Annotated in this window: 11 protein-coding genes, 1 tRNA gene and 2 pseudogenes; 5 read left to right on the forward strand and 9 right to left on the reverse strand. The window is 62.0% G+C overall.

The features are described from left to right. Positions 1-5: 5 nt before the first annotated feature. The 3 genes from EP237_RS19645 (at position 6) to EP237_RS19655 (ending at position 3231) form a co-directional block, all read left to right on the forward strand. Positions 6-884 carry an MBL fold metallo-hydrolase gene (locus EP237_RS19645; protein WP_127562587.1) on the forward strand — a complete coding sequence of 293 codons (879 nt, stop codon included), beginning with the start codon at positions 6-8 and terminating at the stop codon, positions 882-884. Between the two features lie 68 nt (positions 885-952). Continuing rightward, positions 953-1027, forward strand: a tRNA-Asn gene (locus EP237_RS19650). 356 nt (positions 1028-1383) lie between these two features. After that, positions 1384-3231, forward strand: a complete 1848-nt coding sequence (locus EP237_RS19655) for a site-specific integrase (RefSeq protein WP_127562588.1) — start codon at positions 1384-1386, stop codon at positions 3229-3231. A gap of 319 nt (positions 3232-3550) precedes the next feature. On the opposite strand, the gene EP237_RS19660 is transcribed toward EP237_RS19655, so the two are convergent. From EP237_RS19660 to EP237_RS19690, 6 genes and pseudogenes are all read right to left on the reverse strand, one after another. Further along, positions 3551-4444 carry an IS481 family transposase gene (locus tag EP237_RS19660; RefSeq protein WP_127562589.1) on the reverse strand — a complete coding sequence of 298 codons (894 nt, stop codon included), beginning with the start codon at positions 4442-4444 and terminating at the stop codon, positions 3551-3553. A 147-nt stretch (positions 4445-4591) separates the two neighbouring features. Beyond that, positions 4592-5152, reverse strand: coding sequence for a hypothetical protein (locus tag EP237_RS19665; protein WP_127562590.1), 561 nt, complete (start codon positions 5150-5152; stop codon positions 4592-4594). Between the two features lie 192 nt (positions 5153-5344). Next, a complete protein-coding gene (locus EP237_RS19670) occupies positions 5345-5548 on the reverse strand; it encodes a hypothetical protein (RefSeq protein ID WP_127562591.1) in 204 nt (67 codons plus the stop codon). Positions 5549-5847: 299 nt separating this feature from the next. Beyond that, positions 5848-6300 carry a hypothetical protein gene (locus EP237_RS19675; protein ID WP_240661705.1) on the reverse strand — a complete coding sequence of 151 codons (453 nt, stop codon included), beginning with the start codon at positions 6298-6300 and terminating at the stop codon, positions 5848-5850. Positions 6301-6384: 84 nt separating this feature from the next. Continuing rightward, positions 6385-8825: pseudogene (locus tag EP237_RS23850) on the reverse strand (phage tail tape measure C-terminal domain-containing protein). Positions 8826-8876: 51 nt separating this feature from the next. Next, a complete protein-coding gene (locus tag EP237_RS19690) occupies positions 8877-9569 on the reverse strand; it encodes a DUF7697 family protein (RefSeq protein WP_338068197.1) in 693 nt (230 codons plus the stop codon). Positions 9570-9656: 87 nt separating this feature from the next. On the opposite strand from EP237_RS19690, the gene EP237_RS19695 reads away from it, so the two are divergent. Next, complete coding sequence (locus tag EP237_RS19695) at positions 9657-10130, forward strand: SRPBCC family protein (RefSeq protein WP_164744774.1); 474 nt, start codon at positions 9657-9659, stop codon at positions 10128-10130. Here EP237_RS19695 and EP237_RS19700 read toward each other — a convergent pair. The 3 genes and pseudogenes from EP237_RS19700 to EP237_RS19710 all read right to left on the reverse strand — a co-directional run. After that, a complete protein-coding gene (locus tag EP237_RS19700; RefSeq protein ID WP_206052331.1) occupies positions 10124-10633 on the reverse strand; it encodes a phage tail tube protein in 510 nt (169 codons plus the stop codon). The two genes, EP237_RS19695 and EP237_RS19700, sit on opposite strands and share 7 nt — an antisense overlap. Further along, a protein-coding gene (locus EP237_RS19705) for an IS630 family transposase (RefSeq protein ID WP_127562594.1) occupies positions 10634-11591 on the reverse strand; the annotation gives its coding sequence in 2 pieces (ribosomal slippage) (positions 10634-11248 and positions 11250-11591; 957 coding nt in all). It lies immediately after the preceding gene. 72 nt (positions 11592-11663) lie between these two features. After that, positions 11664-12113 (reverse strand): annotated as a pseudogene (locus EP237_RS19710) (phage tail tube protein); the annotation flags it as partial. A gap of 199 nt (positions 12114-12312) precedes the next feature. On the opposite strand from EP237_RS19710, the gene EP237_RS19715 reads away from it, so the two are divergent. Then, positions 12313-12666 carry a bactofilin family protein gene (locus EP237_RS19715; protein WP_276317013.1) on the forward strand — a complete coding sequence of 118 codons (354 nt, stop codon included), beginning with the start codon at positions 12313-12315 and terminating at the stop codon, positions 12664-12666. The last annotated feature ends 4 nt before the right edge of the window (positions 12667-12670 follow it).

The raw sequence follows: 12670 nt of genomic DNA on the forward strand, positions 1-12670 counted from the left end.
GAGATATGACGGCAACCCTGCTGGAACCCGGCCTGCGCCGGATCACCGCCCCGAACCCCTCGCCCATGACCCTGCATGGCACCAACACCTTTCTGGTGGGGGAACGGGACATCGCGGTGATCGATCCGGGCCCCGCGATCGAGAGCCACCTGCACGGGATCCTGGATGCCCTTGGGCCGGATCAGCGGATTAGCCACATCCTCGTCACCCATTCGCATCTCGATCATTCCCCCCTCGCCCGCCCCCTGTCCGAGGTCACCGGGGCGCCGGTTCTGGCCGCAGGGCCCAGTGACTGGGGCCGCTCGCCTGCAATGCAGAAACTGGCCGATGCGGGCGGGATCGGCGGAGGCGAAGGGGTCGACCGGGAGTTCACCCCCGACCGCGTGATCACGGATGGTGAGGTGATTGCCGGCGATGGCTGGCAGATCGAGGTGCTGCACACGCCGGGGCACATGGCCAATCACCTGTCTTTCGCCTGGAACGGAGCGCTCTTCTCCGGCGATCTGGTCATGGGATGGTCCACCTCGCTGATCTCGCCCCCCGATGGCGACCTCACCGCCTTCCGCAGCTCGCTGACCCGTCTGGCCGCACGCGCGGACCGGCTCTACTACCCTGCCCATGGCGAGGCCGTTCTGGATCCGGCCCTGCGCTGCCGGGATCTGCTGGATCACCGGGCCGGACGCGAAGCGCAGATTCTGGAGGCGCTGCAATCAGGCCCGGCCACCCCCACCGAACTGACAGCCCGCATCTACGCGGATCTCGACACACGCCTCGTGCCTGTCGCCGAACGCAACGTCCTGGCACATCTTATTGATCTTGTTGAAAGAAATCTGGCCACCCCGCATCCGAAACTCGCCATATCCGCCCGCTTTCACGCCGCATGAGGATTTCTTCAATTTTTCCCGCAAACCCTCTGGACGCCCGAAAACGAGGTTGCTATATCCCCCTCAGTTCCGGCGTAGCTCAGCGGTAGAGCAGTTGACTGTTAATCAATTGGTCGTAGGTTCGATCCCTACCGCCGGAGCCATATCACCTCTAAGGTGTTGAAAAGCTACGGTTTCGAAACTTAGCTTCGGCGAGTTTTGGATGAATGGGGTGTTTTCTTTCACAGGCGTTGCACAAAGCTTGCACACGTCCGTCACAACGCCCCTGTGTTCTCTGGCTCACGAGGTCGGACCGCCCGGAAAGCAGGGCGCGATGCGGACACAAGACCACCCTACAAAGGGCAAGTACCTTTATCGTCAGGGACACCGCTTCTATTTTCGAAGACGAATCCCGGGGTTATCCCCAAAATTCGGACCAGTGGTCATCCCTCTGGGCACCACAGATGAGCGTTCAGCGTCTATATTGACGGGACGTATAACTGTGGAATTCGACCGAATGATGTCGTCGCTGATCCTGCTCTCTCCTGCCCTCCCTGAAGAGGTGGTCTCGAAATACGTGGCCATCAGCCTGCGTCAGGTGCTGCCGGAATTTCATCGCAAGGTCCGGATTGAGCGGATGACAGGGCGCGGCCTTCAGGACGGTGCGTGGCTTCGGGACATCCAAAAGCTCGCTGTGCTGACCCTGTTAGAAGACGGTGTTCACTCGACATTCCCTCCACATAGAATCGATCCGGCTTGGACGCCGGCGCAGGTGGAGCATGTGCTTCGCATCTATCAAATCGAATATGCTCGTATCATGTCACCGGAGGCCCGACGGACGATGGTGAAAAGATTTACCGAAACCACCGGTGCGACCCTCGCTTCCATGGAGCATCACGCCCAAGTACGGGAGGCGGATCTAAAGGTCAGGCTGGCAGCCCTATCCAGCATCACTAAACGTCAAAAAGAAACCTATCTGTCGGAAGCTGATGCTCTGCTGACGTCAATAAACTCTGAACAAGTCGAACCGGTCGTCATGGCGAATCAACTGACACCCGAACCCGACACAATCACCACACCTGTTAAGTTCACCAAACAACTCGCGCCTATATCTCACGGCGTCGATTTGATTGATGGGACATATACGGTAGGCGAACTGATGAAACAATTCGCAGCGGCCCAGTCGGCACCTGAACCGGGGGGCGGAAGCTACACTCGCGACATCGCCGGGATATTCTGGAGATATGCCCGACAGGAGGGCCTATCCGACGGTGTGGCGCAGCAGCGCGCCGCTGATCTGCGTCTTTTCTGTTTTGTGAATGGCGTTCAAACGATCGATGAAGTCGAGCAGTGGCACCTGCGGCGTTACGCGGACGCTCTCAAGGAAATCCCGAAGACCTTTCTTCGGTCGGTATATGATCAACGGCGTAGCTATGGCCAGGTTAAGGAGATAGCGGCCAACATGCGCCGAGATCAAGTTGGGCTGGCTGCTGGAACAGTCAAACGTCACCTGAAATCTCTTGAACTTTTTTTGGGCCGCGCCGTTTCCGAGGGACACGCCCTCCGCTTCAAGCCTGAACTCGCTTCTCTGCGGCCGAAAACAAGTGGTCGGGTCCTCGATCACAAACGTCGGTCCGTGTTTCGTCTCGATGAAGTTCGTACTGTGTTTGGGCATCCGCTATGGCAAGGCCACAAGAGCCCAGGCCGCCGGCATGATCCTGGCGAAATGATCAAGAAAGACTCTCGCTATTGGGTGCCCCTGATCCTCGCATACACAGGCGCACGCCGAGGCGAGATCGCTGGCCTCCTGCCCTCTGATATCGTGAGGATCGAGGGCATTCCGACAATCATCATTCAGTCTAACGCCTGGCGTGGGCTCAAAGGCGAGGAAGAAGGGACAACGGATCCGCGAAAGAAACTCACGCGGTTCATTCCGATTCATTCGCACCTGATGGACCTCGGTCTGATGGAACATGCCGCGCGCATGCAGGCAAAGGGCGAAACGTTTCTATTCCCAGATGTTGTCCCGAAGCCGCGGTCGGGCAGCGCACGCGGCCTCAGCCCTGATACCGCTAAGGGCGTGGAAAAATTTGGCGAAAGCATCGACGACATGTGGCGGAAGGCGCTGAAGATCGCACTGAATGGGAATCCACGATGGCTCTGCATGCATAGCTTGCGACACTATGTTAATGACACCCTTCTGCACGATCCCGATGTCCTCGACGTGACCAGATACGACATCACCGGACATGCCTACCGGGGGCAGGATCAAAGGCCCCACAGCGAGATAAATGAACAAACGTATCGCGACGATGTCAGCGTACGCATCAAATCAGATGCGATCGAGCGGTTACCCAGACTGTTCTGATAACAGAAGCAAGCCTCAGTTAAGGCAGGTGCGAATCGTCTGTTCGGACGGATTTGTTATTCAGAGAGACTCGCCGCAGCCCGCCTGCACCGAAATCGTTCAGGTGGGCGGGTCCGAACCGGATCAGGCGGCGCGATCGAGGGGCCGGTAGTGCGCGGACCAGTCCGCATCCTGGTTGCCCGCCCGTTCACCCTCAAGCATGGTCCGGTCCACCTCCCCCAGGATCTCCAGCGCCGCCTCGCCTTGCGTCGGTTGTGCCGTCTCCGGCCTCACATGGGAGTGTAAGGTGCGGCTACCCGTGGGACATTTTGGGTTACCGTTATAGCTTTTCTCTGAGAACTTCGTAAGGCGTTTTTCCGTTGTGTGCTCCATGCGGCCTGTGGAAGTTGTAGAAAGCTTCCCATTCGCCCAATCTAGCTTCCAGATCGACGTCACCTTTGTAGCTGAGCAGTTGGTAGAATTCCTGCTGATCTGAACGATGTGATCTCTCGACTTTCCCGTTTAGCTGGGGCGTTGCACGCCGGATGTAGGCGTGGCGAATACCCAGATCCTCGACATGCCAATGAAACTTCGCCTGGAACTCATGGCCATTGTCGGTCCTGATTTCCCGGATACGAAACGGGAACTGGTTGATGACATGATTTACGAAGTCTATGGCATTAGCCTGTGTGTGCTTTTCATAGACTTTCAGGGCACGCACGCGCGTGGCGTCATCGATTGCCGTGTATTGAAACCGGCGAACCTTTTCTCCCTTTTTACCTTTGAATGTCAGGAATTTGACGTCCATCTGAACATGATGCCCAGGAACCTGTTTCTGATACCGCTTCGTATGAACCTTTCGCATGCGGGTGCCGCGCGGAAGACGGTTTAGCCCATGGCGGCGAAGAATGCGGGAAACCGTTGCATCCGAGATCTTGATGTCGTGGTAGCGCTCCAGATACCAGAAGATCCGCATTGGGCCGAGGTGGTATTTGCGACGAAGATACAGCACCTTCTCTTCACGCTCGGGCGCCGTTCTGTTGCCATGCCACTTGGGGATCGGCGGCGCATTGATCAAACCGGCTTCACCACGTTCCGCATAGGCCTGGCGCCATCGATAGAACGTGGACCGAGCGATCCCAAAGTATCGACAGGTTTTGGCAACATGGCCGTGTTCTTCCGCGTGGCGAAGGATGCGCAATTTGCGCTGAATCTCGCGTTTATCTGTGTTCATGAACATCTCCTTCGTCCCAAAATTGGGAGGTTAAAGAAAATGTCCCGCGAGTACCGACATATCTACAGGCGGGATTGTGGCAACGACATGTCAAGACTGAGGCCCGCGCATGCCCTGTGGTCAAGTCACGCGGCCAGTCCGCCCGTCTCACCCGCGGCCCCATGTGATCTGCTTGTCCTGGATGGTGGTGACATAGTCGAAGCCGCGATCGCCGGGATGGAGGACCTGCTGGCTTTCGGAGATGTAGCGCCAGTTCCGTGCGATGGTGAGATCGATGAGACGGCTCTCATAGCTCAGCGTCAGCGTGCAGGTCGTGGCATTGTCAGTGATCTCCGGCACGTCGAGCCGACCGGCGAAGGCCTTGACGGGATCAGCAATAATCTCGCCCGTCTCGCTCAGAAGCCCCAGCCAGAGCCGTCCGGGCTTGCCCTGCCGGGCCTCCTCGATCGCAAGCGCCACCAGATCGACCGGCACCGCAGAGAGCGAGAGCATCGTGCCGCTGGCCACCACCTGGTTGGTCTCCTCGATCGCGCCAAAGCTCAGAAGCCCGCCAAGACCGGTCCAGGTCTTGCCGTCCCAGTTCACCTCGCCAAGCCCGGTCCAGAGCCGAACCATGCCCGAAGCAAACTCCCCCTCAAAGAAGACCACCGGGCAGAGATCGGCAGAAGCCAACGCCTCGGCGAAGGCCGGGCTCAGTGCACGGGTCATGGGGAGACGGTCCTGTTGGTCTGGGGCAGGGAACAAAAACGCCGCCCCGAAGGGCGGCGCGGCGCAAGGTGATCCCTGCGCAAGAAAAAGGGCGCTCAAGAGACCTCTCGAGCGCCCGTCCATCGGCTTCTTCTGGCAGGTTCTCTTGGGCAGACTGCAGGTAACAAGAGAGCCGAAGGGACTTGCCGGTTATTACCGAGGGGCCGGCGAGCTGGACGACGAGATCGCAAGAGCAATCAGAATGATCGCCAGGATTGGCACAAGAATGCCACCCGCACTGGAGGAGGTGTCCTCCACAATCACCACCGGCTCAAGCACCGGTTCCACATATCCGCCAGCCTGCGCCGTCGTTGCAACCATCGTGGCGAACAGAGCCGCCGTCACTGCTTTTTTCATAACTGTCCCCTTTCGCGAGATCTCATGCCGCCCCGTCCATGCCTGGAAGACGTCGGCTATACGATAAGACCTGAGGGCAGGAGCGGCATCGTCTCTTTGGTATAATTTGCGCTCAAACGGGTATGAGCCTTGCCACTCCATAAAAAAACCGCCCGGCTAAGGGGCAGTTTTTGAAGTTCGAGCATGTAAGGCCGTAAGGCTTTCACACCGCTCTTTTACCCCGGCAGTACGGTGAGCGCACCCACGCGTTCGGATAGCGAATATCTCAAAAGATTCGACCAAGCCCACGCCCAGGCATCTCACAGCGCCTCTCGCGCGGTCACGCTGAAGCGATAGCTGTCCGCGCGTGTGATGCGGGTGGAGACGGGCTCTGTCAGGCGCAGCAGGACCTGCGGAGCGCTCACATTGAGGGGCGCAAACTGCGGCGGCGCTCTGCGCAGGCGCGGCGTGAGGGCCAGCGTGGCCGCCCCGGTCGCGTTCGAGGTCACATCGCCGGTCACCTGATAAAGCCGGGTGCTGTCCTCGCTGCCAAGCGACAGCATATCCCCGGCGCGCAGCACCAGCCGGTCTGGCTCCCAGCCCTCGGTCGCGAGGCGTGCGCCGGTCTGATTGGCCAGCGCCACGGTGGGCGCGCCCGTGCCGGCAAGCGAGTCGGCCGAGGGGTCCGTGAACAGAAACCGTCCGCGCGGCCCCCCGAGACCTGCGAAGAAGGCCGACAGGAGCCGCCCCTGCGCGCCCTTGGTGAGCGCCATGTCAAGGCGAGGTGATCACCGCGACGGAGGTGACCAGCCGCCGCTCGAGGCTTTCGACGAGCGGAAGCGGCAGGAGGGGCAGGCTCATAGCGGGTAGCCTCGCTGGCGTTTGCTCGCGACCGCTTCGATCGCGGCGCGCCGGATCCGCGGCATCGCGGCACTGAGCCGCGCATCGATCTCTTCGGCCACGCCTTTTTGCGCGCCGCGCGCGTCGATATGGACGCTGACGCCGGTGTTGGGCCCACCCCTGCGGCTATAGTGGGCCGCCTCACGACGATTGAGCACCCGCTCCCCGCGCTGCAGGATCGTAGGGATCTCATCGGGCTTGAGACCTGCCCAGCCTCCGCCATGCATCCGGGGCGCTCCGGCAAAGGCCAGGGCAGGCACGGACCGGCTATGTCCCGACAGCCCGACACTCCCCCCGGCATGCGAGACAGCCGCCGCGACCGATCCCGCGCCGAAGATGCCAGAGAGCGCATTGGCCAGCGGCCCCAGCACCGCCCGGCGGAAGGCCAGCACAGCCAGATCGGCCAGGATCGAGCGCACCAGGCTCTTGAAGTCGAGCTTGCCGGTTTCGACGAAGCGGCGGAATGCGCTCTCCGCGCCCTGGAAGGCCCCGCTCAGGGCCTTGCCAAGTCCCTTGCCCCAATTGAGCGCCTCCGCGGCTCAGGACTGCAGCGCCTCGGAGACCGCCTGCCACCCGGAGAGGACCTGCTCCCCGGCTGAGGCCGCGGCACCACCCGCCCGTCCCATCGCCTCCGTCAGACGATCGGCCGAGCCACTGGCCTCCTCGAGCGCGGCGGCCCCGTCCTCCCCGGTCCCCACCAAAGCCGCCCGCAGCGCCTGCCAGGCACTGAGGGGGGCCGTCGCGCCATTGGCGAGATCCGTCGCGGCCTGGCGGTAGGTGTTGGCCGTGGCCAGGGCCTCGGCTGCGATGTCATCGAGCCCAAAGTCCGGCGCCGTCAGAGGCCTGTCCTCAAATGCCCGCCGGAACGCCGCGGCGGCGGCCGTGCCCGCCTCGGACGCGGCTCCTGCGAAGGGGTTTTCGAGATAGCCGAGGCTGATGTCGCCAATCTGGCCAAAGGCCGTTTCGATCCCGACCGCCGCGAGCGCGTCTCGAATGCTGCCGGTGAAGGCCTCGATCCGGCGGATGACAGCGTTCAGCATCGCCTCGATCCCGTCGATCATCCGGTTGGCCGCGGCATAGACCATCTCGCCGATCATTCCGGGCAAGCGGCCCCAGATGACGCGCACGGCCGCAAGCGCGCCCTCGAAGCTGTTCACCGTGGCATTGCCGAAGGCCACCACGCTCTCAATGGCCGACGCCATGCCGGAGGCCGCATCCGCCTTGAGGTCAAAGAACATCGCCGTGGCGCGCGCGCCGGCCGCGGCGGCGCCCATGCGGATCCGCTCCCAGACCTCGAGCGCCACATCCTTCAAAAGCCCCATGGCCTCGCCAAAGCCGCCAGCGCCCTGCATGAGCCGGGTGAACCAGTAGACCAGTTCCCCGGCACCGACGATGAGGGCACCGATGCCGGTGCGAATGAGGGCCCCGCGCAGAAAGGCCAGGGTCATGGCGAGCCCCCGCACCGACAGCGCAGCGGCCACCATCCCCGCCGCCCAACGTCCGGCGAGGAAGGTTGCAAAGGTCCCTGCATAGATCGCCAGCCGGTCAAGGTTGGCGAGCACCGCATCGAAGGCTCGGCTAATGGGGCTGGTGCTGGACGCAAGGGCGACAAACGCATTGGCCACGGCCTCCAGCGAGAGGGCGAGCGCCACCGCGATCCGGTTGCGCACCCCTGTAAAGACCTGACCGATGCTGACGAGCGCCAGTTCCGACCGGCGCATCGCCGCGATGGCATCTGCGTCCAGGACCGCGCCCAATGCCTGAGCCTGCGCGCCAAGCCGGGTCATTTCCGCACCGCCATTTTGCAGGAGCGGAATGAGCCGCGTGGCATCGGATGCCATAGCCTCGAGATAGAAGGTCATCTCCTGTTGGCTGACACCCGCCCGCTCGAGGCTATCGACATAGAGTTGCAGGGCTTCCGGCCCCGAAAGCCGCGCAAACTGATCGGCCGTCACGCCCACGCGGGGCGCGATATTCTCGAAGAAGTCGGCCATGGGCCCGCCACCCGTTTGCAGGAAGTCGCCCACCCGGTCATTCACATCCTGCAGGATCTGCGCGAGCTTCTCCTGCTAGATGCCCACCGTGGCCGAGGCGGCCGACCGGCGCTGGAAGATCTCCGGGCTCGCATTGGCCACCTGGGAGAGCTGGCCGATCTCGTTGGCCGCCGCGACTGTTGAGCGGGTCATGGAGACAACGGCGCCGGTGAGCGCGGCAGCCGCCACTGTCGCCGCGATCCGGGCCCGGCGAGAAAGGCCGCCATGCAGGCATTTGCAAGCTCCATCTCACGGCTGAGACGGCCAAAGCTGCGCGACCCGGCCTCGCCAACGCCTTACAACTCGGCACGCACCTGGCGGCCGCCAGTCGCGGAGAGGCGGACTGAAACGCGCTTTTCTGCCATGAGAGTAGGTCCTCGGAACGCGGTGAGACCTCGTTCCCAATGGAAACGAGGTCAGCTCAGGCCCGATCCGGCCTGCAGGTGTTCATTGATCTTGCGTACCATCACCGCCTCGATCGGCGGCAGGAGTTCCGCGAGGTTAAGAGGCGAGAGGCCGAGAGCCGCCCCGAGCTGAAGGGCCGCGCCCATGTCCCAGCCGAGGACAGCGCCGCCGCTCATCCCGCCCGCGACGCGCACCTGTCCGCCGAGGCGCTGGACCAGATCCCAGACCTGCCAGCCTCGAGAGTCAGGGGGGCATGGAGCATGCGCGGGCAATCGGAACAGGGCGCCGCGCAGGCCGCGCAATACTCTCCGCCCCCGCCGAACTCCCACTCGGCGAGGGCGGTCAGGCGTTTTTTTCCGCATCCAGGATGAGCGCCCCAGCGATGTAGTTGGTCTGGAGTACCTCGAAGATCGGCCAGATTTCAAGAAGCGCGTCGATGCCTCGGGCGTCATAGGCGACGGGTTGCCGTCCTCGTCACCCACACCCTCCCAGTCCTGCACGACGAGGCGCGCGACGGCCTTGGCCACGATCCGGGTGAGGTAGTCGTTCGAGGAAGAGCTTTCGGAGGTCGCCGCCGCGGCGACAATCGCCGGGTCGCTGCGCGCCGCCAGCATTACTGCCGTCGTCAGCGGCTCCACCAGCAGGCGGACGCCATGGCCGAGGTCGAGCCACGCGGGGCCTCTGGACAAGGTCAATCTGAGCATGGTTATTCCCGTGAGGAGTTGAAAGGGACATGGGGTGAGCGCCAGCGCCAAGTCTCATGGCACAATCTGGCGATTGGAGGGGGCGACATGGCGCTGCATGTCAAAACGAATGTCATGATCAACGTGCCGGTCGCGAAGATGTTTCGTGTCCTCTCCGATCCGATGCGTCTGCCGCATTGGTGTTCACGGATCTCGTCAGCCCAGTGGGTGACCCAGCCCGACAGAATGCAGAAAGGTGCAGAAATCCTCTTCACCGCTCGCGTGCTGGGTCGCGAGGTGCCGTTTACCTGTGAGGTCGAGTACTATCGCCTCAATCAAACCCTGGTGCTGCGCTCCACCGATACCGCGTTTGACTTCGAGACAATCTACGACGTCTTCGCACAGACCCCGACGACAACCCGCATGGTGCTGCACAGCATTATCGAGCCCAATGGCAGCGCCCGATTGGCGGGTCCGCTGGTAGCCCGTGCGATCAAGATGGCCGATCGATGGGATCTTGCGCGGCTAACGGCACTTTTGGAGCGGGCTGATCTGGAGTCTTTGGAACGAGCGCCTCAGTAACTCTGCACATCATTGACGAGCGTGATGATCGCCATCGCTTCTCCATTGCTTTGCCGAGAGGCCTGCCAGTCGAAGCTGACTTGTACCCCTTGAGGGCCCTGGATCTCCCCTCGGGGCCGCGGCAAAAACACTCGAGGCGCCTCCAAAGTGAGGCTTTCCCCACTCGGCAGCGCGTAGGAGAACGCGAGGCCAAAAGCCTCGCCATTGATCGCCTGCGTCAGAAGCGTCGTGTCGGCAAAGCGCACATCGATCTTGCCCGTGAGCGCAGCAAGTGAAGGATCCGCCCCCTCAATCTTGCCATCGGCCCGGATCGTCTCAATCCGGTCGAGCGTGTTGGCATAGGTAATCTCGGCAGAGACCACGTTACCGATGTTGGCCCTATTGCGCGTGATCGCCCCGTTGACGAGGCCAAAACGCGTGAGCGCGAGGGGCGACACCACCCCGGCCGCACTCGCGGAGGCCAGCGTCTCGTCTTGGGCCACGATTTCTAGAGCGTCGTCCATTTAATCTGCAACATAACCGGCAGCCCTGAAGAAGTTTTCGCATTCTTTGCGGGGGAAGAGTTCGCAGGTTTGGGCGACCGACTGGAACAGCGTCCCGAAGGTTCGTGCTTTGAATCGGCGCAGATGGGCCTTGAGTTTGGCGTAGGCCATCTCGATCGGGTTCAGGTCGGGGCTGTAGGGTGGCAGGAAGAGCATCCAGTTGCCCTGTGCATTCAGGCAGGCCTGCGCGCGGGCGGATTTGTGCGATGATAAATTATCCGCGATCACCACGTCGCCGGGCTGCAGGAGCGGTGCGAGCTGGGTCTCGATGTAGCTGTCGAACGCGGCCCGGTTCATCGGCCCATCCAGCACCCATGGCGCGATCAATTCATCGACACGCAGCCCGGCGATGAAGGTCTGGGTGCGCCAGTGGCCGAAGGGGGCATCGGCCTCCAGCCGCGTCCCGCGCGGGGATCGACCGCGCAGGCGGGTCATCTTGGTGGTGACGGCGGTCTCGTCGATGAAGACCAGCCGGTGCGGCTCAAGGCGCATTCTCGGCATCCGCCGGTGCTGCCACTCGTACCTGGCGGCACGGACCCGTTTGCGCAATCGCTCCGTCGCGATCAGGGATTTTTTTATATGTGAATCCAAGTCGATGGATCAGGTGGCGCGACAGCATAGCCGGTGTCGCCCGTAGCCCATGCGCCGCCGCCAGCTCCTCGGCTAATTCCGGCATCGTGATGTCCGGCTCGGCTTCGACGCGCAGCTTGAGCCAACCCGAGACCGCGTCCAGCTTGCTCAGCCGCGGACGGCCCTGCGGCGCGGGTTTCACCCCGCCCGTCCGCTTCCTGCGCTGCATGATCCAAACCGCGCTCGCCGCAGATATCCTGAGCCTGCGCGCCGCCTCATGGCATGAAAGGCCCTCATCCACCAAGGCGACGACACGCTCCCGAATATCCAATGATAGCGATTTGCCCATGATCCACCTCCAAATATGGTGAATCACAAAATCCCCCCGGTGGGAATCCCTTCGATTCAGATTTCATGGACGAAGCTCTAGCGGCGCCGTCAACAGGCCACAACGCGCCATTTGCCAGCTCAGACTATCCACCATGCAGCCCGAATACATCGCGTAGCTTGGCACCTCCGGCAGGCCCGTCTCGACCGAGAAGGAAGGCAGACTCCAGGATCCGCTCTGGAAGACATGCGTATAAAGATCCGTCCCCGTGGTCGTTGGTGCGCCAAACGTGGCCTTCAGCCAGGTCCCAAAAGCGCGCGCGTCAATGGGCACCGTCACGCTGCCATCGGCCGGCACCGCATCCAGGATCGGATCAAGAGGATCGCGGCCGTAACCCAGAAGTTCCGATGTCTGCAGCGGTTGCTCTGCCCCAAGCGTCGTACTCGCAAACGGCATATTCGTGTAGCCGCTCTCGGGTGGCGTGCCATAGGTCGTCTCGAAAGCAAGCGCCATCTGCGCCCGCGCCCCTTGGGCTCGTGCCATTGCTGTGTTCCTTCACTATCTTCTGATGGAGGTTGCGGTCTTGACCTCAAGTCACCGGACGGGCCATCTGCTGTCATCCGATCCTCTGGGCGAGTACATGTTCAAAAAATCCACCAAACCCGCTGCCCCTGCCAAACCCGCAACGACACAGGCCCCTCCTGAACGTCCTGTGTCAATGAACACGCCAGCGCCGGCACCAATGGTGGCGCCTCCGCGACCGGCCAACCCAAAACCAACGCGCCAACGCTCAGTACTGCAGTCAGACCTGCAGATCGACGGTGACATAAGCGGTGCGGGGATGGTGGATCTTGCAGGCTCTCTCGTGGGCAATATCGACGTCCAGGGGCTTGTACTTCAGGCCGAGGGACGCATCCAGGGCCACGTTCACGCGCCCTCAGTAACCATTGACGGCTCTATTATCGGAACGATCCGCGCTGAATCCGTCGTTATCTCCAGCACCGGTCGCATCAAAGCCGATATCCTTGCTGATCGTCTTGACCTGCAGAGTGGCGCCAAGATCATCGGCACTCTCTCGATCAAGCCCTCCGCCTGAGCTG

Origin of the sequence: Nioella ostreopsis (genome assembly GCF_004000255.1) — a bacterium.
Taxonomy (GTDB): domain Bacteria; phylum Pseudomonadota; class Alphaproteobacteria; order Rhodobacterales; family Rhodobacteraceae; genus Nioella; species Nioella ostreopsis.

Coding starts and splice junctions, on each gene's coding strand:
- EP237_RS19695 (WP_164744774.1), top strand. CDS start 9,657: ATGGCGCTGCATGTCAAAACGAATGTCATGATCAACGTGCCGGTCGCG.
- EP237_RS19715 (WP_276317013.1), top strand. CDS start 12,313: ATGGTGGCGCCTCCGCGACCGGCCAACCCAAAACCAACGCGCCAACGC.
- EP237_RS19660 (WP_127562589.1), bottom strand. CDS start 4,444: ATGAACACAGATAAACGCGAGATTCAGCGCAAATTGCGCATCCTTCGC.
- EP237_RS19645 (WP_127562587.1), top strand. CDS start 6: ATGACGGCAACCCTGCTGGAACCCGGCCTGCGCCGGATCACCGCCCCG.
- EP237_RS19700 (WP_206052331.1), bottom strand. CDS start 10,633: ATGGACGACGCTCTAGAAATCGTGGCCCAAGACGAGACGCTGGCCTCC.
- EP237_RS19675 (WP_240661705.1), bottom strand. CDS start 6,300: ATGGCGCTCACCAAGGGCGCGCAGGGGCGGCTCCTGTCGGCCTTCTTC.
- EP237_RS19670 (WP_127562591.1), bottom strand. CDS start 5,548: ATGAAAAAAGCAGTGACGGCGGCTCTGTTCGCCACGATGGTTGCAACG.
- EP237_RS19665 (WP_127562590.1), bottom strand. CDS start 5,152: ATGACCCGTGCACTGAGCCCGGCCTTCGCCGAGGCGTTGGCTTCTGCC.
- EP237_RS19655 (WP_127562588.1), top strand. CDS start 1,384: ATGTCGTCGCTGATCCTGCTCTCTCCTGCCCTCCCTGAAGAGGTGGTC.
- EP237_RS19690 (WP_338068197.1), bottom strand. CDS start 9,569: ATGCTCAGATTGACCTTGTCCAGAGGCCCCGCGTGGCTCGACCTCGGC.